This is a genomic window from Kurthia sp. Dielmo (assembly GCF_000307285.2).
Classification (GTDB): domain Bacteria; phylum Bacillota; class Bacilli; order Bacillales_A; family Planococcaceae; genus Kurthia; species Kurthia populi.
On sequence record NZ_HE578961.1, the window covers coordinates 32,000 to 53,211 of the forward strand.

The following is a 21,212-nucleotide window of genomic DNA, read 5'->3' on the forward strand; positions in this document are numbered from 1 at the left end:
GAGGAAGAAGCATGACAGCAGTGTTAAATACAGGTGTAGTTGTTGAGCATTTTGTTCATCAACTACCGGATGGCGGTACGTTACATATCATGCACAATGATGATGACATGTATGGCCACGAAGTGAATGTAGAAACAGATGACGAGATTTTATTCTCTGTAAGCTTTTCAAATCATGAATGGTCTGAATCACTAGCTTTACTTACAGCACAGTCAATGGATTTATTCCTAAAAAAAGTTGAAGAGCAGAAAGATCCATTATTACTTGATGAAGCTATCCAACAGCTCTATACACTTGAATACACTGACGCTATCTTTAAAGATGGAGTAACGTCAGATGAAGAACATTCAGACTCACATGTGATGAAATCTATCTTGCTCTTTGTGTTCTCTCATTTACCAAAAGAATATATGGTGCTAAAAAAACAATATAATTTGAGTAGTAGTTACTTTTGAGATTAATTTAGACTAAACAATGTGTTTCGACAACAACTAAAGATGCGCATGCAGTAAGCTAATTTATCAATGGAGGAACAAAACTTGAATAGATTAGAAGCAATCATGAAACAAATCAATGAAGCACACGAGGACATCTTTCAAAAGCCTTTTTCAGATATTGATTCGTTACGTTCGCTAAAAGCAATCGTAGCGTCACTTTATGTGAAAGGGTGGGAGGTAAAAGACTGGGACTTTAACATGACCGCACAGGAAGTTATCTCTTATGCGTATGAGAACGTTCAATTCTACACTTTACCTTACGCTTTATATGAAAGATTAAAAGCAGATGACCATGATGAAGCGGAGGATGATGATTTCGAAGAATACCTACAAAATCATCCGCAAGCTTTTGACGTTCCATTCGATGGATGGGTGTACTTTGAAAATATTTGTAAGCCCGATAACTCGCAAGAAATCGCAGCGCAAAGCCAAAGTTACATGAAACAAATGTTTTTCAACGCACATGACACATCGGTTCAAATCATTCATGAATTGTTATTAAAAAATGACACAAATGGAGATGTCGAGGTCTTAGAGCCTGATGAAGAGCGCCCACTGTACGGTGTGACGATTAAATCGCGCAAGGATAACAATACCGTAGCTAACCGTATTTTAAGTGTAGGATGCGATTTTGAACATTCTGTGCAGTTCGTTGATTACAGCATACTATCTTATGCGCAGTTAGGCTTTATAGATACTTATTACAATGACTTTTTCTTGTATAAGTACGATAACTTCCGTTGCAGACGTCCTGCGCCATTAAAAACAAGTTCACTAGAAGAGGTATAAATATGGAAACAAAAGCTGGTGATTTTACCATTCGAGCTTTGCGTTCAAACGATCCAGAATATCCTGGTATTTTTATTGAAGTGGATGGCGCTACATTAGCGCTCGTTGAATTATGCGAAGGAAGTTTTCAAACGCGTGTTTTCAGCGTAGAGAACGAAGATGTAATACAATCGTTTGAAACTAAACCAAGTGAAATCAAACAATATATTGAGGAAGGAGAATAAAATTATGCCAACTATGTTAGAAGAACTTATTGATGACACAACGAACAGTACTCAAAAGACGGACACCCCTGTATTCGATGGTTCGCTGGCTTCTTTAGAAAACTATCTAACAGAAGCAGCTGCAGCGGAATCTGGATCCACGTCAGATATGCTTGAAATCAAATCATTCGAGCAAGCTGACTATTTATTGGGACGCGTCAAAAGTCAAAAAGACGAAATCAAAGAAATCCAAGCTCTGGGTAAACAGAAAATAGAAACTGTTAAACGCCAAGTAGAAGAGTGGGTGAAGAAGTCTACCAACAATTTGAATCGTTCAATTGAACACAAAGAATCAATGCTTCGAGCATACGCAGCAGAACAATTAAAAGATGCAAAGAATAAACGTTCATTAAATTTTACGAATGGGACAATTGGCTTCCGTTCACAACAGCCTAGCTATACATACGATGACGATGAAATCAAATCGTCGTTACGAAAAATCCCTAAAGAAAAACGAGGAGATTCTTTCAAGTTAGAGCTAGTCGAAACAGTCAATAAAACAGAACTAAAAAAGCATCTTAAATACGTTGATGGTGTATTAACATTCGATGGTATTCCAGTTAATGGTGTGACCATCGAAGCCCAGCCAGACGCTTTCTATACCAAGTAAATAATGGTATAATAAGAGTTGTGGGGATCAATCATCCTGCTCATTATATTTGCCTTATCAGCCCGTTCGCTGGTAAGGCATTTTTTTATTTTTTTATGAAGGAGATGTAGGCAATGGCTTTTCAAATTCCAAGTGAAGTTGTTCAAAAAATCAAACAAGAAACAGACATTATCGAATTAATCGAAGAACTTGCCCCAACTATAGAGTGGCAAAATTTTCATGGTGGTATTTATGGAGCTCAGTGCCCACATCCTAACCATAAAGATGAAAACCCTAGTTTTCGTGTATGGCATAAAGAGCAGTCATGGGCTTGTATGAAATGCCACAATGGCAGAAAAACAAAATCGGGTGAACAAGTCACCTCCGCAAAACGAAACTACGGCTCTGATGTCATTGCTTTTGTCCGTTGGTACAAAGGCTTTGGCTATGAGCAAGCAATACAATTTCTAGCAAAGCGTATTGGTATTCCATTAAAAGAGGAAGATCCCAACATTGCAGCTGAATACGATAATAACAATATCTTAATGCGTTCGTTCGAAAAAGGGCGCATGCCATTTGTGGAAGATTATCTACAGGGGCGTGGGATAACGATAGAATCCATTAATCGTTGGCATATTGGCTGGGACGGCAAGCGTGTAACATTTCCACTTTTAAATCGTTTCAATAAAGTCATCGGTTTCACCAAGCGTATCTTCTTAGAGGACCCGACTGGAAAACAGCCAAAATATCGAAATTCTAAATCTTCACCGGCCTTTCAAAAGAGGAAATTTCTATACGGTGAAAATGAAATTGACCGTAGCCAAGATTACGTGTTCATCACAGAAGGACCAGTAGATGTTATTTTACCTAAACAGTACGGCGTAAAAAACGTCGTTGCTCCACTAGGTACAGCTTTCACAGAAGATCATGCAAAATTAATTAAATCATGGAATCTCACTCCTGTTATTATGACGGACGGAGACGAAGCTGGAATTAATGCAGCACATAAAATTGCGAACCTTTTTCAAGAAATGAGTGTATCATGTCTAATCGTTCCGTTAAGTGACGGCAACGACCTAGCAGACACTACATTGCGTGAGAAAGAAAACATTAGTGAATACATTGATTTGCACATGATGCCTTATAGCATGTTCTGTATGAAGGAAACATTGATGTTGTACGAAGCTGGTGTGCAACGGTTAAAACAACAATTATTCCCACAAGTTATAAAAGCCGCTTCCTATGTAAAAGATCCCAGCGAAAAACATCTGCTCGCAGACATGCTTTATGATAAAATGGGTGTCACTTTGAGATAGGAGAGGATTAAAATGATTTGTGAACAATGCTCACACATTCAGGTTTGCGCAATTCGACAGCAACTATTGTCATTGCCACCAGCTATACATATCAATGATTTTAAGTGCGATTTCAATACCGCACCTGTACATAAAGATGTACAGCAATCACAACACTCCGAAGAGGAGATTGCAAATCTGTTGCTACAAAGTAGACCTACTGCCGCTTCACCAGCCATGTCATCTCAAATGACCATGGAGGAGGAGTGTTCTTCATGTCATTTAGATTTCGATGAAGATAATTTAACAGAGTCTAATGGTGAACTACTTTGCGAAACTTGCTTAGGGAAATTACAACATTAGGAGCCAAAAATAATGAACTTAGTCAATTTACTAGATTCTCGTATTTTAGGATTTAGCGCAATCACGTTGCAAAATATCTTAGCTCAAAATGATGAACGCTATCGTCTAACCACTGAGCGAGATTCAACTAGACAAAAACTGGTTGTCATTCATGACGAGGAAATGTTTATGCCAAACGCTACTGTGTACAACGGCGAAGTCGGCGCCTTACAATGCGTCAATAAGATGTATGGCCTTGTAGATGGAACTGAAATCAAAGAGACTTCAAATTGTTTTGAAGTACAGAAAAAACTTTTAGGAAAATCAATTGGTCATGAAGCATGTATTGCATGTCATTTGAGAGCGACCGAAAAAGTTATAGAAGAAGATATATGCTTAAAAAGATTGATTACAAAAAAGAGAAAACGTGGAAATAAAAAGATAACATTTGATGTTTTTTCTTAAAAAACTTGCATCTGACTAGCGCTATCTATATAATCCTAGTCAGACATTCGTGTCTAAAGATTCATTCATAAAATAGGGAGGAAGATACACTATGAACAAAACAGATTTAGTAAATGCAGTTGCAGTAGAAGCAGAAATCACTAAAAAGGATGCTGAAAAAGCTGTAAACGCTGTATTCGAAACAATCCAAGAAGCACTTGCAAAAGGCGAAAAAGTTCAATTAATCGGCTTTGGTAACTTTGAAGTACGTGAACGCGCGGCTCGTAAAGGTCGTAACCCACAATCTGGTGAAGAAATCGAAATCGCTGCAAGCAAAGTACCTGCTTTCAAAGCTGGTAAAGCACTTAAAGACGCTGTAAAAGGCTAATGCCATCAACGACTTTAGTACTTCCTGTTGATTCGATTAATGTAGAGGACGGCTTTACGAAATGGCTTCCATCAAGTAAGGCAGGTTCTCGCTTAACGAAACAACAAACATACTTACAGAACGTCGTTGGTCACAACGTACGTTCCATCCTCAACGAAGATATTGCACCAAGTACTTTTAAGCGTATCGTACCATTTGTTATCTTTGTTAATAGTCAGTTACAGATGTTCGTTATTCGCAATATCAGTAACGGCTCCTACCATTTAGGTAACGCATGGTATATGCACGAGAAAGAACGAGACTTATTTCAGTTGGTTCAACATACCAGTCATTTGATTGGTAATGATAGAGAGGAGAACGAATTCAGTTTCGAAGGGACTGTGCGATCTATTTCAGAGCGCAACAGTGACATTGGATTCGTATTCTCTATTATTACTGACGATGTATCATTGCCTACCAGTGATTACATTGAAGGGGAATGGCTAAACGTATATGAAGCAGCAAGATATTACAGTCATTTTGATGCCTTTTCACAATTGGTTTTAGACCACTTGTACGTTGAAGCAAAGAAACGTAATGGTGTAGCAACACCGTTATAGTAGGAAGGGGATAACATCATGACAAAAGCTAAAGAGAACAAAGCAGAAGTATTAGAGCAGACGGAAGTAAAACAACCATCTATCTCTGAATTCTTAAAAGCATTAGCTACAGCAGCAGAGAAAGTTGAAGCCGACAATCAAGTTGTGCCATTAACTCTATGCTATATGAACGGTGAAGGCCATGCAGTCATCGTGGATTCAACGGATCCAGCTACAGGCTTACTTATGTTGAATAATTTAGAAGCATTCCACAAGCAACGCGCTTTAGAAGTTTCTACACCTCAACAAACTGCTTAATTTTAATCATACATACTCAAAAGCCCCCATCCGGGGGTTTTTATTTTGGGGTGTACTAAACAGAGAGGCGAGAGTTTTATGCACACTTATTATGAAGAAATTCAATCAGAAGAAGCACATTTGTCTGCGACACAAATTGCAGAACACTACGAAGTTTTCACTCTAAAAGGCCAACCGCATAGTCGATTAATGTCTCGACTGTGCGAACATGCAGAGAAAGAAGCGGGTGCGCTACCTATTTTTTTAAAGATGCCAGCTAGTCAAAAGCGCGTATTTAGATACGCTCACTTCTTTAAAGCGGCTGAAAGAACAAATACTATCCGTAAAAACGAACCCGACAATGAACATTACTATATTAAATTAGATGGGCAAGGTTATTACTTCACTTAGGAGGGTGTCTCATGGTGACACAAAAAATAATTGAACAAATCGAGTATTACAACAAGCGCTACTATGATGATGGCGTATCTGAAATATCCGATGCTGAGTACGATGCGCTTGTTAAAAGTGCCAATGTGGAATATGATTATGTCCCTGGAACTGCCAATACAGGGAAGAACGACCGCGTTAAACACTTAGTTTCTACATTGAGTTTAGACAAACGAACAGACCTACAAGCGTTAGAAGAAGTTACGAATACATTTGGCGATACGATTATTCGTGAGCTTAAATATGACGGTATCACACTTGTGCATTACCCAGACAATCGGGTTGTGACGCGTGGCGATGGCCAGTATGGTCAAGATGTTACTGCAGCAATTGGACATCTTCTTCCATCAGCATCTTTAGATTATCCGGTGCGTGGTGAATTCATCTTACGAAAAGATGAATATGAACGTTATAAAGCTCAAAAACTTGAAGAGGATGCCAATATCGAAATCAAAAATAGCCGCAATGTTGCTGCTGGTTTTGCTAACTTAAAAGACAAGCAAGCACCTTATGGTCACTTTGTTGCTTATGAAGTTGTTGGATCATCTGATTCACACACTGAACAATTGAACCGCTTGTACCAAGCTGGATATGAATTTGCTGTTTCGAAAAAATTATTTCCAGATGAAGTAGCAGCCGATGCAGCTTCATTTGATGCGGATAAGCGTGACACATTAGACTATCAAATTGACGGATTGGTTTATCGCTCTGATATTTCAGACGCGCGAAAACACTTCGGAGAAACAGGACATCATCCAAAAGATGCAATCGCCTTTAAATTTGAGTCGCCTACAGTGCAAACAACATTGCTTGATGTGAAGTGGCAAGTAGGACGCACAGGTAGAATTTCACCTGTCGCTATCTTAGAGCCAGTTGAAATCTTAGATACAGTTGTTGAGAGAGCAACACTTCATAACCATGCGTATATGGAAACGTTAAATATTGCTATCGGCTCGACTGTTACGCTAACAAAAGCACACGATATTATCCCTGCTATCATTGGATGCGATAATACAGATTCACTTAAAACCTATCCAAAAATTACTAACTGCCCAGTCTGTTGTGAGCCTTTAAAAGAAGTAGAGACTCAGGCCTTCTGCGTGAATGCATTCTGCGAATCTCGTATGCCATTACTAATTGCGCATATGGCAAGCAGAGCAGCGTTAGATATTGAAGGGTTATCGGTCAAAACTTCTGAAAAATTGTGCGAAAAATTTCATTTCAAATATCCTTCTGATGTATTACGATTGGGAGTGAAAGATTTTGAAACATTGGAAGGTTTTGCGAAAAAATCAGCAGAGAAATTATACGCTGCGATTCAACTCGCTTGTAGTAGTTCGCCAATGGATCGTTTCATCTATTCACTAGGTATTCCGAATGTTGGCAAGACAGCTTCTGAACTCCTAATGAAGCGATACAAAACGATTGAAAATCTAGCAAATACAGAATACGAAGATTTACTCACTATTGACGGCATTGGGGAAGTGATTGCATCTAGTATTGCTAGTGTAGAATTTTGGGAATCTTTATCGAATGCGCAGAACATTATCAATGTCGCAGAGTATAAAGAAGATGAGCCAAAACAAAACACCAGTGGTCTCGTATTTTGTCTGACTGGTAAATTCACAAGTAACAAATCTACCTATGAGCAACAATTAGTCACGTTAGGTCATAGCGTAGAGTCTTCATTAAAGAAAAATGTAACATGTCTAGTGACAGCGGATTTAAGTTCTACATCATCTAAAATGGAGACAGCAAAAAGACGAGGTTTACAAATCATGGATGAACAACAATTAAATGATTTTTTAGCAGGTGAAGCCAATGGGTGAAGGAATCTCAATACCATTTAATTCGTTGCCAGAAATTGAAGAACTATCGTCCCTTAGTATGTTAGGAGATCGCGTTCGCTGTGTGATGGACGAGCAAACTCATAACATCAATATCTTCGTTGCAAACTTACGAATCCTGCAATTACAATTCGATGAACAAACAAATTCGTATTGTGTCAAAGTCTGGAACGAAGATGGTGAGCCTTCTGGCTATGTGCTTGATTTTAAGGCGCAACTTACCGAGCCTTATATCGTAACAGGCATGCTCCCCATCGAAATAAGCGTGAATGCGTACTCCGAACAACATGCTAAAGAAATTGTTGATAAGATTATCGACAAAAAATTCGCAAAAGCGGCAGTACAAGGTTTAACATTGCCGCTTCCACTTCAAATGGTCGAAGTGGAAAAATCAGAGGAGCGCTATCACAATGAATAAAACTCACCAAGTCTTTTTAGCTCAACTTGATGTTGAGACGGTAGAAAACGACATGGAGTACATTAAACAGTTTTTGAACACTGTTCTAAATGAAACAAGTATGGCCAGCGAGTTATATACACGTTTTGGCAAGATTAGAGATTACATTAAAGATTTAGAACACGAGCATGAAGTCGCAAAACGAAGCGGAGCAGATGATGAATACTTAAATCAAGTACAATTAATGATTGGCGAAGCTAGAGAAGTACGCAGACGTATTGCATATCGACAAGAACTATCTCGAATGTTGTTAGCTGCAATGGAAACACCATCATTCAAAAATGCCTTATTTGAACTGAACAAAGGCATAACTGATATGAACAGAGATAAAGAAGCCCCTTTTTATCGAATTCGTACATCTGAGTCTGGTGTCGTCTTAAAGTATCTGGAAGAGCAGAACAAAAAGACTCTTTCTAAAAAGCAAAAATAGAAATGAATTAAAAATAGAAAAGATTGAAAAGCTCCGCTTAGGCGGGGCTTTTTAATATGGAGGAAAATAGCATGAACCCTTATATTTCACTACATGCGCACGTATCAAATGGTTCAGTCGGTGATTCACTGATTAAGATTGATGATTACATCGACAAAGCGAAGGAGATGAATTTGCCAGCCCTCGCGGTGACGGACCATGGCAGTATGAGTGCGGTGTATGAATTCTACCATGCTTGTAAACGCGCAAGCATCAAGCCGATCATGGGCTGTGAAGTATATGAAGCCCATGATCGGCTAATTAAAACAAAGGAAAGCGAACGCTTCCACCTCGTTTTAATTGCAAAAAATAATACGGGTTTTAAAAACCTATTAAAAATAGTAACTGATGCATCGACTACCGGCTTTTATTCGAAGCCACGTACTGACATGCATTTCATGAAAGAACATGGGGAAGGCATTATTTGCTTATCAGCTTGCGTTGGTGGCAAACTGCCTAAAGCCATACTGAATAATGAAGATGATTCGGTATTGATTAAAATGATAGAGGAATATAAAGAAGCATTTGATGACTTCTATTTAGAGTTACAACCGGGGAGATTCCTTGCGCAATATCAAGTAAATGCCAAGCTGATTGAGTTATCTAAAAAGACTGGTACACCGCTAATTGTAACGAACGATGTTCACTATCTGAATCATGAAGATTATATTCCTCATGACGCGCATGTGAAGATTAGTCGAAAAAAGAAATTCGATTCACCACAAGTCTACGTAGATGACATCTATTACATGATGGACCGTAGGGAGCTCGTGGATGCATTCTGCGGCAATGTTCCATGTGAAACATTAGAATGTGCCATCGACAACGCTTATAGTGTCGCACAGTGCGTTGAGGTAAGTTTACCAGAAGATACCATTATGCCGAAGGTGAACGATATTCTTACACCAGCCGACTATGAAATCGAGCACAGATGCATGGCAAAGCTAGAAGAAATCAGTGATAACGTTAACATCAATCAGTATACCGACCGCTTAATAACAGAATTAGATGTCATTCGGCAACTCGGCTTTTCCGATTACTTCCTTGTAGTACAAGATTTTATTCGCCACGCCAAAGATTCAGACATTCCAATTGGTCCAGGGCGGGGAAGTGTATGCGGATCATTAGCCGCTTATTTAATGGAGATTACTGTAGTAGATCCAATTAAATATAACCTATTGTTTGAACGTTTCCTTAGTCCAAACCGAAAGGCGATACCAGATATTGATTTAGACTTTTCAAGCGAACAACGTGCTGAAATGTTTGAGTATGTAGTAGAAAAATACGGGCGCAATCATTGCGCACTCGTATCGACCGTAAGCATGCGTAAGTCAAAAGGAGCAATCCGAGACATTGCGCGTATTCTGGATATTGATAAAAGCACTGCTGACTATGCAGCTAAACTAATACCAGCCGTTCATTACGATGATGATGGAGAGAAGCAAACGGATTTATCTATCCGAGATGCTGTAGAAGTAGTGCCAGAATTGCGAAAGCTCGCAAACAAATATCCAACATGGTTTAGGATGGCAGACCGATTATCCGGCATTCCGTCTAGTAAATCACTACATGCCGCTGGTATCTTACTTAGTCCACAAGATTTGACGAACTCTATTCCGATGGTTCGTTCTAATAATGACAACATTATGGCAACAAGCTTAACACTCGAAGATGCAGAATCAGCTGGATTCGTTAAATTCGATTTTCTAAGCCTCGCTTCGCTATCTGTTTACAATAACACGATGAAAGATGTGGGCTTTAAATTCGACTACTTAACAAATGAATACGATGATGAAAAAACATGGGACTTAATTGGCTCGAAGCATACGACTGGCTTATTTCAGATTTCATCGAAAATCTATAAGCAACGTATGGGCAAATTAAAACCTCGTAGCATTGAAGAGTTGGCAGCTTGTCTGGCACTTTTACGCGGCCCTTGTATATCAATAGGCGCCGATAAAGATTATATGGACATCATTGCTGGAAAGAAAGAAGCGGAGTATATTCATGAATTATATTGGGACGTTACAAAGGACACGCATGGCATCACACTTTATCAAGAGCAAATCATGCAGTTGGCTGTAAACTTCGGCTTCACTTTAGAAGAAGGCTACGACTTGATGAAGAAAGTTGCTAAAAAGAAACCTGACCTCATTCGAGGATATAAGGAACGATTCTACGAATTAGGCAAAGAAAAGGGTGTGCCAACGCATGCAATCAATCGCATCTGGCACATCATTGAAGTTGCGGGACAATACTGCTTCAATAAGTCACATGCAGTTGCCTACGCAATCCTTTGCTATGTAAGTGGTTATTTAAAAGCGCATTATCCGCTACATTTCTTCAAAAACTTACTGACAAATGCCGCTGTTCACGACAAAACAGAGGAATTAACAAATGCAATAGCAGATTGTAGACGTCATGGTTTTAAGTTTTTACCTGCCGATATTAATAAAAGTCTATGGGATTTCGACATAGACAATGGTAAAATACGTGTTGGTCTTTCTGTGATAAAAGGCTTCGGTCTAAAAGCCTATGAATCCTTCAACTTATCACGAATGGATGGACCATTTAAAGATATGAATGATTTCGATAATCGTATTGTTCGTAGTGAATGTAATAAAGGAGCCATCACTTCACTGATCTTCGGTGATGCGTTCCATACATTCTTTAGTTCGCCAGTTGAAGCATATACCTACTTCATGACAAACATTCAAAAATGTGATGTTCCAGAGGAAGTAAAAATCAACCCAGTGAAGATTGATTTAGCAGAAACAAGTGAGCAAGAAATCGAACAACTTATCTTAAAAGGCGAATTTACTAAAACACCTATTAACAATATGGAACCGTATGAATGGTCAAGCATGGGCGACAGCGAGGTTGTCAACGTCTTTGGTCTTGTTGAAAAGACAAAACGACACAAGGACGACAACGAAAGACCGTACATGGTTTTAAATGTAGCAAGTGGGGACGGTGCAATGGAGTTCACTGCATTAGAATCTGAACTAGCTACATATAAAAAGCGACTGCGTAAAAATTGTTGGAACGAGTTTATCGTTATCAAACAGGGTTTAAACGTAGGTCGCATACTATCCGTTGAGGAGTGGAAAAAGTAATGACATTTAAAATAAATACGCAAGGTTACTATGAATTAAAAAATGCATGCCGACGATTAACTGCCAAAAATCGAAACATGCGCCGCATCGTTCGTACGAAATACGATTTACCAGAAGAAGAAGTAAAAGCTGTAGTGCAAGAACGATTGCAAGCAGAGTTTTCAAACGTTATTACAATTGTAAAAGATGCGCAGCTTGCACTAAGCGAGTTTCAACACTTGTACGCAATCCCGCTTAGTTTCAATCGTTCATTAATTGAAATCGAAAAATGCATCACAGCATTAGACACGCCAACATTCGACTACGAATTATTCACATCGGAGCTCCAAGGATTAACGGAAGCTTCAGAAGAATTCTTCGATGGTTTGGAGTTAGGCACAGCTGCCACATCTTCTGATTATCTGGAAGCAAGTGATCCCGTCTATCCAGAATCAAGTATTCATCGAATTATGAATCGAATGGTAACAACGAACGAGAAAATCCATACGATTTGTAATATGCCTTTAGGAATTACAAAAGAATGGAGTATACAAAAGCCGCAACACTTAGAAACATATGGCATCAACATCATCGAATCTGCAGAAGCAAAAGCGTACTACGACCATAAAGCGATTGGCTCTATGATGGGTTCGCATATTGACCATGACGCATTCGATGCAGCGGTTGTTATTCCTCGTATCTCATATCATCGTTCTGACACAGCTGTTTCTGCATTTTTACAAGAATATAAAGACATTCAGCAAATCACTCGTTACTTACGATCAGATGACGGCTTATTAATTTATGGCATTCCATCATACCGACTATCACACAACATCGCTACATACCTAGCAAAGAACTATCACGATATTCAATTTGTACGCAAAGATAGAAGAAATAACGACTTCTATCTATTTATTATTGCGAAACGAAACAAAATGGTTTTAATAGAGGACGCGCCAATGTCTCCAGACGACATCCGTAAGGCGGCTCAGTATTCAGAGGAACAGACTTTTGAAGCAACGAAAGATGCCAAATATAGCGCACCTTTAATCGAAAAAGTTCCTAAGAATTTCCGAGGTTCCTTAATGAGTCGTACGGATATTGAAACCCTTTTGACACAGACTTCACGTTCATATGACCGTCTTGAACAAGAGGAGCTGAATACAGGCGTTTCTGAATCAACAACGCCACTGCTTCCGTTCAATACTGGTCAAATTGGTATGGTCTTAACAAGCGGACTATTAAATGGTTTTGTCGAAGAAGGCAACGACCAACGTCACCTTGTAAAAGGCCGTACCGTAAGGCGTTCATCTACTCGAACAAAATACGAAACAGATGGCTCCGAAAAAGAAGTTACCATTTCATCAAGTCACGTACAAATTCATCTAATTATGCCTGATGGTTCAAACAGACAATTCATTTAACAGGAGGCAACATCTCATGGCTACTAATTTAAAGAAGGTTACAATCGAGAACACAACTGTATTTTCAGATACGATTTTTCGAGCGTCAGAAGGGGAAGTTTTCCTTTTCTCTGCGATAAGCTACAAAAGCCGTATTAACAAGATCAAAAGCGAATTAAACAAAAAGCAATCTCTATACATCAATGATGTAGGTACTTGCTCATTCACAGGTAACTACGAAATCCATCGTACAGATACACCAGATGGGAACTCGCATGCAGTTTTTATCCGTAGTGATATTCTAAACTACGATGAAAACACAAAAGAAGAAGAGTTAGATTTACTTGTTCTTGATACTAGCGGTGCCCGATTAAATGGTTCTCGTACACGAGCAGAGGAAATTCCGCAAAAGCTATTAGACAAGATTCATGCAAAGCTAGTAAAAAATACGCCGGTTCCACTTTTAAAAGAGTGGATTCCTTACATCACACAACGCTTATTCGCTTCTGGTAATGTATCTTCATATGGCTCTTCTATCATTCAGTCTAACCCAGCTCGTCTGTATCGTATTAAGATTTTTGTATCTGAACTTTATGCAATAATCCAACGTGGTTTCTCGCTTAACTCAATCGGTTACGAATCAAAGGGCGTATCAGAACGTCTTTCTGATACAGTTTCACTCGATAAATACCTTCAAAATTACGGTCCCTATGAGTTAAAAGAAGGAATTGAATCACGATTCCAACCAATGTTCGATAGCTCAAAAGAAGATTATAGTGAACGTACAAAGGTTGCATTCGACTATATTTCTTATCATGGCATCGACCTATATCCTGCTCAAAAGAATATCATTGAAGCTTCTGCGCGCAATCTTCGCAAAGGGAATAGCTTAAAGATTGCTGAACAAGGGACTGGTAAAACGGTTATGGGCGTTGCTACCGTCTATTCAGCTATGAAGAACGATAAACCAACTGTAAATATGGTTGTCTGCCCAGGTCACTTAGTTGAGAAATGGTGCGATGAAATCAACGAACGCTTTCCATTGGGCAAAGCAGTAATTGTTGAGGACTTTAAACAATTCACACGCGATATTCTACCAATGATGAATGACAAGAATCGTCGTGGTCATTTATTTTTAGTTATCTCTAAAAATACAGCTAAATCAACGTATGCATTACGTCCACAGGTACGTTACAGCAAAATCAAAAAAGCGTATGTTTGCCCTCATTGCGGCAATAAACTTCAAAAACGTGTCACAGTGAAATTAAGTCGTGGGAAAACAGCTCATGAGTACGTTGATATGCAAGAAGCGGATTTCCTTTCTTACAACAAAGACACAGCTACTTGTTCTAATAAAGTAAATGTATGGAACAGTGTAAAGCATGAATATGAAGAAAAGGTCTGTGGCGAGCATTTATGGGCGCCATCTAATCGCCGTCTAAAAACAAAATGGATTCAACTCCCTTTTGGTGAAGGCTGGGTTTATGGTCCACAATTAGAATTCTTCGAGAGCACATGCTCTGTGCAATTAGAAGCAAAGAATAAAGAACGTAAATTTTTAAAGGCTGCAGAAAAATTGCGCAACGACATCGAGGAAGGTACCTATTCAGAATATGGTCCGCGCTCATACAGTATTGCTACGTTTATTCTTAAAAAGTGGGGCAAAAAATTAGACTACTTAATCGCAGATGAATTGCATGAATTCAAGGGCGATGACACAGAGCAAGGTGTTGCTTTTGGACGTCTATGTGCCGCTTCAAAGCATGTTCTTGGCATGACAGGTACACTTGTAAACGGTTATGCAAGTTCTGTTTTCTTTATTCTCTATCGTATGTTCCCAGGAACAATGAAGGCAGCGGGGTACGATTATAAAGACGTAAACCGCTTCATCGAAAACTTTGGTGTTATGAAACGAGAGAACCATATTGTCGAAAACAGATCGAAGAAAGGCCGCGCGAAAGAAATGCCGGGTGTGTCGCCACATGTATTCACTAAGTTCCTGTTGAATCAAGCAGCGTTTCTACGCATGGATGACATTTCCGAAGGGCTACCTGACTATCAAGAACATCCTGTTTCAGCTGTAATGGATGCAGATGTCGAAGAAGGGTATAAACAGATAGAAAAATCGTTCACGAATTTAATCGGTAATATGTTTGAAAAAGGGCATAGTAAAATGGTTGGTTCATACAATGCTTTAATGTCTGCATATCCAGATACATCGTTCAATCAACCGCAAATTATCAATCCCGATTCTAACAATGTTCACTTCACACCAGACGAAGTGGAACGCTTTGGGCTAAATGATAAAGAAGAAAAGACACTTGAAATTATTCAACGTGCTCGTGATAACGGTGAAAAGGTTTTAATCTACACAACATGGACGAACCGTACCGATGCCAATGATCGACTAATCGAGTTGTTGGAGGAACGTGGTTTAAACGCCAGCATCCTAAAATCAAATACAGTTGCGTCTCGTGATCGCGCGAAATGGATTGATAAGAAAATTGAAAGTGGTATGGACGTAATGATTTGTAACCCAGAGTTAGTTAAAACAGGTCTAGATTTACTTGATTTCACAACCATTATTTTCTATCAAATTCCGTATGATTTATTTACGTTACGACAAGCCAGTCGTCGTTCATTGCGTTTAAATCAAACACGCCCAGTAAATGTGTACTTCATGTACTTCGAGAAAACGATTCAAGCACAAGCAGTTGGTTTGATGGCTTCTAAACAAAAGGCATCCCAAGCAATTGAAGGGAACTTCACAGAAGAAGGTCTTAACGCAATGTCTGAATCAGAAGATATGCTTTCAGCAATTGCGTCTAATATTGTTGCCGGCATTGAAGCAACCGTTGATGAATCATCTTTCCTTTCTACTGCAACCGAAGGAAAAGTCGTGGAAGTGCGACAAGTAGTAAAACGTGGGAAGGTCGAGTCATCTATTCCAGCCTACAGTATTCGCGTTCATGGCTTAGGTATGCCTACTAAGAAATCTCGTAAGAAACCGAAGCTAGACGAGCTTACTCAAAGTACTCACAGTGCAATGGCATACATGTTTAATAACAAGTTGTCTGTTGCTAACTTCTATTAATTACACTAAAATGCTATGCAGAACTTTACTTCTGCGTAGCATTTTTTTATTTTATGACACAAGTAGAGGTCATAATTATCGAATACATATAAAAAGAGGTGAAAGGAATGTTTCATTTAAAACGAGTACAATACTTTAATGATTTCTTAAAATGCGGTATCTCCGGCAATCCCATTCAGTGGGGCGACTACTACTATGTGGATGATGAAGATGGCAAAATCGTTTCTGCAGCAGAGATGGCTCGAATCAAAGAGCAAGAACGACTAGAATCATTCGATTATTCACGATTAAACAAAGTTCAAAGCTTATCTGAATATCAAGAAGCGGTACGCCAATACGAACGTGAATATTTAGAGCGTACGATTAAGGACCGCCCTGTTTTCCACAAAGGCGTCTATTAAAAACAAGGAGCGACTATCTCATGGCTGATAAAAAATACGATTGGAAACCATACGAAGGCGGCAATTTTAAGAAGGTTCACAAGAAAACTTCTGAGGATAACCGACCTGGAGTAGACTATTCTGTTTATGAGTATGTATACGATCTTGCAAAACAAGTAATGAATGAATTCCCTGGTCTTACTATTACAAGCGCTCAACGCGATGGTGCTGTAACTGCCTACAAGACACCATCTGACCATGGTTTGCGACTAGGAATCGACTTATCTGGTTGGGGCTCTAGCGATGCTGGCTACATTAAAATTGCCAAAGCATTAGTAGGCCATCCATATATCAAATATTGCATAGGTGATAACCTATGGAATCCAAAAGGTGATGACAATTTTGTAGACTATAAATATGGCGGTCACAATAACCACTGTCACTTATCTTTTAAGACGCCAGAAGAATGTGCCAAAATCAAAGACTTTGGTGCTGGTGGCTTAACAGAAGAACAAGCGAATGCTTATCTTCTGATTCGACGAAATTACTTAACAAAAGGAACAAAACGACGCGAAGGCACTGTAATGGAAGATGCGCCTAAATTTGTCGTCTTACATAGCTCACATCACAAAAGCAAAACTGCAGACGAAGTAATGGCTTTATATCGTGACAAGCCTAACTCCCAAGGCGCATTGCATGGATTAGTAGACCATGACGTCATTTACGAACTAGTACCTACGTCATCTGATGATGTAGAAAAACCTGAAATAGTTTACCATGTAGCATTCAAAACAGAATTAGATAACGAGCAATTTAAAATTGATGCGAATAAAGGAGCGCTTGCTTTGGGGCTTTGCTTCTTCGAAGATGACAGCAAGAATAAAGCGGCCTACAAGTCCTTCATTCGATACGCTGCCTATATCGCATACCACTTCAAGCTCGATGTTAAGCGACAATTTGTTTCGCATAAATTGATTGAAAAAGAAGCGGAAGATATTGATGACGCATTGAAAGCCCATGGTAGAACGTACAGCGAGCTAATCAATGACATCAAAAAGGAATACGACACTTGTACAAAAGACAAAATTTATGCACAAGATGGCAAAGTCGTTTATATGGATAACGAAGAAGGTTCCGTTGGTAGCGGTAATAAATCTAAAGAAGCGATGGAGATAGAAAATGACGGTTTTGTGATTAGCACAAAAAATACCGAAGCTGGTACCGGTGTTATTATCGTCAAAAAACCATTCCGTCAAACGCCCGCACAGCCTGTTTATCCCGACCTATTAGGGAACTATAAAATTCTTTCAGAAGAAGAACAAGCTGACATTAACGCCAAGCTATCAGAAGTAGCTGATGATGACGGCAACACCAATTCATCTTATGTTGCAGGTATGGCTAATTATATTAATTACGATGCCATGCAAAACAAGGGGATTGAAGTAGCTCGTATTTTCTTCAATTACGAAGATTATGTAGAGCGTGAAAAAACAACGGACATGACCGAGAAGCGCTATAAACAAAAGACTCCAAATGCTGGACGTCCTGTGAACTTTAATCATGCATACCCTGTTGATGAAAAGATTGAAGAACTAGAACAACATGTACCATTCTTAAAAATTCACCAATTAGCTTTCGATATGCCACTTGCACACACTGTTGACTTAGCTTCTATCGTAATGGACTTATCCGACAAAACGGAGAAACGTTTGGTCCAGTTAGAAAATGTTGTTGCGACACTGATGCGCTACACATTCCGTTTAGCTAGTCGTGTAAACATCAACTGTGTTTACTACGGTGGCCATGACACAACTAGAAAATACGCTGCTATCCGTTGCTTGCATCATGACCGTCTGGAAGATGGAGGGCTCATGACGTTAGATCAATGTTTGAATTGTACACGCTTCGAGCCTATCCTTGGTAAGGCCTATGATTTAACAGATATTAATGGTCAAGAAACTGAAATGGTAATGGACAACAACCTGTTAAGCTATTCGTCAATGAAAGAGCATGTCGAATTCACACGCAAAGAAGAAATGCCTACTCAACGTGCGGTTAAAAAATTAGATGGTATTGATAAGAAGCGCATCAAACAGCGCGCTAAAGAGCAAAAGGATTTTGTCGACATCTGGGAAGATGGCTATGAGCAAGACTGGAATTTCGTTCCTGTCGAAGCACAAAAGCCACATGTTATTTATGAAGATGGATTCACAACGAAAACGCTTGACTCTAACTACAATAACCAAGCTTTTAACGATCCGACAGGCGCCGCATTTACAGATATTCATAAGGAAATGTCACCTGCAGGATTCTATGACGGCTCTCCGATGTGTTGTGATGGAGAAGGTAAAGGCGGGGATGGCAGTAGTATTGATGGGTCTTCTGGAGATTACGACTTAGGCGGCTACTCTGGGTTAAGCTTCTTAGAAACTGCGCAGGAGCATATAAAGATTTTCAAAGAAACATCAGATTCCACCCTAAAAGGATTCGTGAAAGAAGCTGAGACATACGCAAAAAATGCGGTTACACAAACGATTGCTTCTATGAAGAAATATAAATATGAAGATGTCATCAAAGCGACCGCTAAAAAAGTAGGCATGGATCCGCTTCTAATCTTAGCTTATGCTGCAACCGAATCGACAGGTAATCCCGATGCAGGGACAGGCTCATACAGAGGATTGCTGCAACTAAATAAAAGTTCTTTGCCTAGCAATTTCAATAGCATGAGTATGGTTGAAAAAGCAAAGGCTGGCATCGAAGCTGGAGCAAAATTCTTTATGGAGAATAAGATGGCTGCGGTTCAACGTAGTTGGAAAGTGAAGAACTGGATGGCAGCCTGTGTGATTTACAATACAGGTGAAGCGCTTCTACCTAAAAGCGGCGATGCTAAGACGACATTCGACAAGATTTACGATGAAGTGAGTAAAGATGCTGTTAGTCGTTGGGGCAGTGGAAAGCGTGGAGAAGTAGGAAAACATTTTCCTAAAATCGTATATTGCTACACGATGCTATTAAAACAAACTGACATTGGTAAAAGTATGTTAGCAGAAGGCTCAACAATCAAAGGGAAGATTGGCGACAATGCTATCACATTCCCATTTGCTGATGAAACGGTCAATAAAAAAGACATCAAATTAATCTCTGGATATGGTATCCGTTCAAAAGAAGATGATGCTGACATCATTACTGACGAAAAGCGAGACACTAAAAATGGTGAAGAGATGCACCATGGTGTCGATTTAAAAGTAGAAGAAGGTACAGCTATCCTTGCAGTAGCAGACGGCACAGTTGTTTGGGTAGGAGAGAGTGACAAAGGTAATGCTGGGTACGGTGTTCGTATTCGTCACAACAAAGACTTCTATACAAGCTACTATCACATGAAGGAACAGACAACTGTCAAAGAAGGCGACAAGGTTTCTGGTGGTTCAAAAATTGGTGTTGTCGGTTCTTCTGGTAACGCTGAAACAAACCATCTTCATTTCGAAGTTTGGAAAGGCGGCTCCGACAAAAAGAAATATTCAACAAATCCAGCCGAAGCATTCAGTCCTTTATCTAAATCAAACGTAAGTACATCTAAGAAAATAAACGGTGACTTAAAGAAATTAATGACGGCTAAAAAATAAATATTTATAAAACAGCAATTAAAGCGGGACTACATTGGTACTATATTAGCGAGGGTGAAAAGCCCTTGTGAATGAATCTCCCCTTCCCTTTTGCACCTAACGTCCCCCTTGCGTTAGGTGTTTTTTATTTTGTCCTTGTTCGTTCGTTGCTACTCATTTCATTTCGCAACGAACGACAAAAGAACTTGTCCTCGTCATGCTATCGCATTCCTCAAACAAGTCCTTTTGTTTAATGCTCTCTTTGCTACTTTTCATCATTTCTCTCGCATATTTACTTTGTTTGCGCAGAGAGATGATGTTTTTTTTACAAGCTCCCTTGCGAACGCACTATTTTTTTACAAGCTCCCTTGCGAACGCACTTTGCATATACGCTTCTACAAGGCGTACTAATATCTATAGAAAATAGAAAAGGAGTGTTCAGTATGGAAAGTGCATTATTCAACAAAATGCGTGGCGTCCATTACAGCGAATTAGCAGATGCTAGCAAACCATCCCCACCGATTACAGAGGTTATCACGAAGTTCGAAGATCCTATCGTGATTAGTGACGTAGAACCAGCTCATGAAGAAGTGGGTTCAATCTGGGTGCAACTCGATAAGCGACAAGAAATCTATTACGGTGATGAAGCACCACAGTCTGGTGTGGCGCCGGTTATCTGGGTGCAAACAGACGAACCTGTCCTGCAAGGGAAAGTCAAATCGTCATTTACTGTTAGTCGCAAAGAAAAAGTACAGCCATTCACTGGTGATGTATGGGTAGAAGCAGGGGAATCCTATCGCGCAACGTCTGTATCTGTTGTCGAAGATAAAGATGATGAACGCGTGGAGCATGGAACTTTATTAATCAAACCATAATAAAGTTTTTTTCACATTGTAAAAAGCCGCTTCTAAGCGGTAATAAATAAACAAA

Annotated in this window: 20 protein-coding genes; all 20 read left to right on the forward strand. The window is 39.4% G+C overall.

What is annotated here, in order from left to right:
• The first annotated feature begins 11 nt into the window (after window positions 1-11).
• The 20 genes from KTHG_RS15600 (at window position 12) to KTHG_RS15695 (ending at window position 21,157) form a co-directional block, all read left to right on the forward strand.
• Entirely contained in the window at window positions 12-455 is a 444-nt protein-coding gene (locus tag KTHG_RS15600; RefSeq protein WP_139994979.1) for a hypothetical protein, read from the forward strand.
• Window positions 456-539: 84 nt separating this feature from the next.
• Window positions 540-1,286 carry a hypothetical protein gene (locus KTHG_RS15605; protein ID WP_139994981.1) on the forward strand — a complete coding sequence of 249 codons (747 nt, stop codon included), beginning with the start codon at window positions 540-542 and terminating at the stop codon, window positions 1,284-1,286.
• Between the two features lie 2 nt (window positions 1,287-1,288).
• Window positions 1,289-1,510, forward strand: a complete 222-nt coding sequence (locus KTHG_RS15610; protein WP_139994983.1) for a hypothetical protein — start codon at window positions 1,289-1,291, stop codon at window positions 1,508-1,510.
• Window positions 1,511-1,514: 4 nt separating this feature from the next.
• Window positions 1,515-2,159 (forward strand): host-nuclease inhibitor Gam family protein, encoded by a 645-nt coding sequence (locus tag KTHG_RS15615; RefSeq protein WP_139994985.1) that lies wholly within the window; start codon window positions 1,515-1,517, stop codon window positions 2,157-2,159.
• A 113-nt stretch (window positions 2,160-2,272) separates the two neighbouring features.
• A complete protein-coding gene (locus tag KTHG_RS15620) occupies window positions 2,273-3,454 on the forward strand; it encodes a DNA primase (protein ID WP_139994987.1) in 1,182 nt (393 codons plus the stop codon).
• A 12-nt stretch (window positions 3,455-3,466) separates the two neighbouring features.
• Window positions 3,467-3,796 (forward strand): hypothetical protein, encoded by a 330-nt coding sequence (locus tag KTHG_RS15625; RefSeq protein WP_139994989.1) that lies wholly within the window; start codon window positions 3,467-3,469, stop codon window positions 3,794-3,796.
• A gap of 12 nt (window positions 3,797-3,808) precedes the next feature.
• A complete protein-coding gene (locus KTHG_RS15630; RefSeq protein ID WP_139994991.1) occupies window positions 3,809-4,240 on the forward strand; it encodes a hypothetical protein in 432 nt (143 codons plus the stop codon).
• A gap of 91 nt (window positions 4,241-4,331) precedes the next feature.
• Window positions 4,332-4,607 (forward strand): HU family DNA-binding protein, encoded by a 276-nt coding sequence (locus tag KTHG_RS15635; RefSeq protein WP_139994993.1) that lies wholly within the window; start codon window positions 4,332-4,334, stop codon window positions 4,605-4,607.
• A complete protein-coding gene (locus tag KTHG_RS15640; protein WP_139994995.1) occupies window positions 4,607-5,206 on the forward strand; it encodes a hypothetical protein in 600 nt (199 codons plus the stop codon). Before KTHG_RS15635 ends, KTHG_RS15640 begins: the two co-directional genes overlap by 1 nt.
• 18 nt (window positions 5,207-5,224) lie before the next feature.
• Complete coding sequence (locus tag KTHG_RS15645) at window positions 5,225-5,503, forward strand: hypothetical protein (protein ID WP_139994997.1); 279 nt, start codon at window positions 5,225-5,227, stop codon at window positions 5,501-5,503.
• A gap of 78 nt (window positions 5,504-5,581) precedes the next feature.
• Window positions 5,582-5,893: a hypothetical protein gene (locus tag KTHG_RS15650; RefSeq protein ID WP_139994999.1), complete on the forward strand. Its 312-nt coding sequence runs from the start codon at window positions 5,582-5,584 to the stop codon at window positions 5,891-5,893.
• Between the two features lie 11 nt (window positions 5,894-5,904).
• On the forward strand, window positions 5,905-7,761 hold the full coding sequence (ligA, locus tag KTHG_RS15655; RefSeq protein WP_139995001.1) for an NAD-dependent DNA ligase LigA: 1,857 nt from the start codon (window positions 5,905-5,907) through the stop codon (window positions 7,759-7,761).
• On the forward strand, window positions 7,754-8,197 hold the full coding sequence (locus KTHG_RS15660; RefSeq protein WP_139995003.1) for a hypothetical protein: 444 nt from the start codon (window positions 7,754-7,756) through the stop codon (window positions 8,195-8,197). The genes ligA and KTHG_RS15660 overlap by 8 nt, the downstream gene beginning before the upstream one ends.
• The gene (locus tag KTHG_RS15665) at window positions 8,190-8,666 is read left to right on the forward strand and encodes a hypothetical protein (protein ID WP_139995005.1); all 477 of its coding nucleotides are present in this window, start codon (window positions 8,190-8,192) and stop codon (window positions 8,664-8,666) included. The genes KTHG_RS15660 and KTHG_RS15665 overlap by 8 nt, the downstream gene beginning before the upstream one ends.
• Before the next feature lie 71 nt (window positions 8,667-8,737).
• Complete coding sequence (dnaE, locus tag KTHG_RS15670) at window positions 8,738-11,821, forward strand: DNA polymerase III subunit alpha (RefSeq protein WP_186439666.1); 3,084 nt, start codon at window positions 8,738-8,740, stop codon at window positions 11,819-11,821.
• Window positions 11,821-13,227, forward strand: a complete 1,407-nt coding sequence (locus tag KTHG_RS15675; protein WP_139995009.1) for a hypothetical protein — start codon at window positions 11,821-11,823, stop codon at window positions 13,225-13,227. Before dnaE ends, KTHG_RS15675 begins: the two co-directional genes overlap by 1 nt.
• 16 nt (window positions 13,228-13,243) lie before the next feature.
• Complete coding sequence (locus KTHG_RS15680) at window positions 13,244-16,300, forward strand: DEAD/DEAH box helicase family protein (RefSeq protein WP_186439667.1); 3,057 nt, start codon at window positions 13,244-13,246, stop codon at window positions 16,298-16,300.
• Between the two features lie 107 nt (window positions 16,301-16,407).
• A complete protein-coding gene (locus KTHG_RS15685; RefSeq protein ID WP_139995012.1) occupies window positions 16,408-16,701 on the forward strand; it encodes a hypothetical protein in 294 nt (97 codons plus the stop codon).
• Window positions 16,702-16,721: 20 nt separating this feature from the next.
• On the forward strand, window positions 16,722-20,303 hold the full coding sequence (locus KTHG_RS15690) for a peptidoglycan DD-metalloendopeptidase family protein (protein ID WP_139995014.1): 3,582 nt from the start codon (window positions 16,722-16,724) through the stop codon (window positions 20,301-20,303).
• Window positions 20,304-20,725: 422 nt separating this feature from the next.
• Window positions 20,726-21,157: a hypothetical protein gene (locus KTHG_RS15695; protein ID WP_139995016.1), complete on the forward strand. Its 432-nt coding sequence runs from the start codon at window positions 20,726-20,728 to the stop codon at window positions 21,155-21,157.
• Window positions 21,158-21,212: the final 55 nt, after the last annotated feature.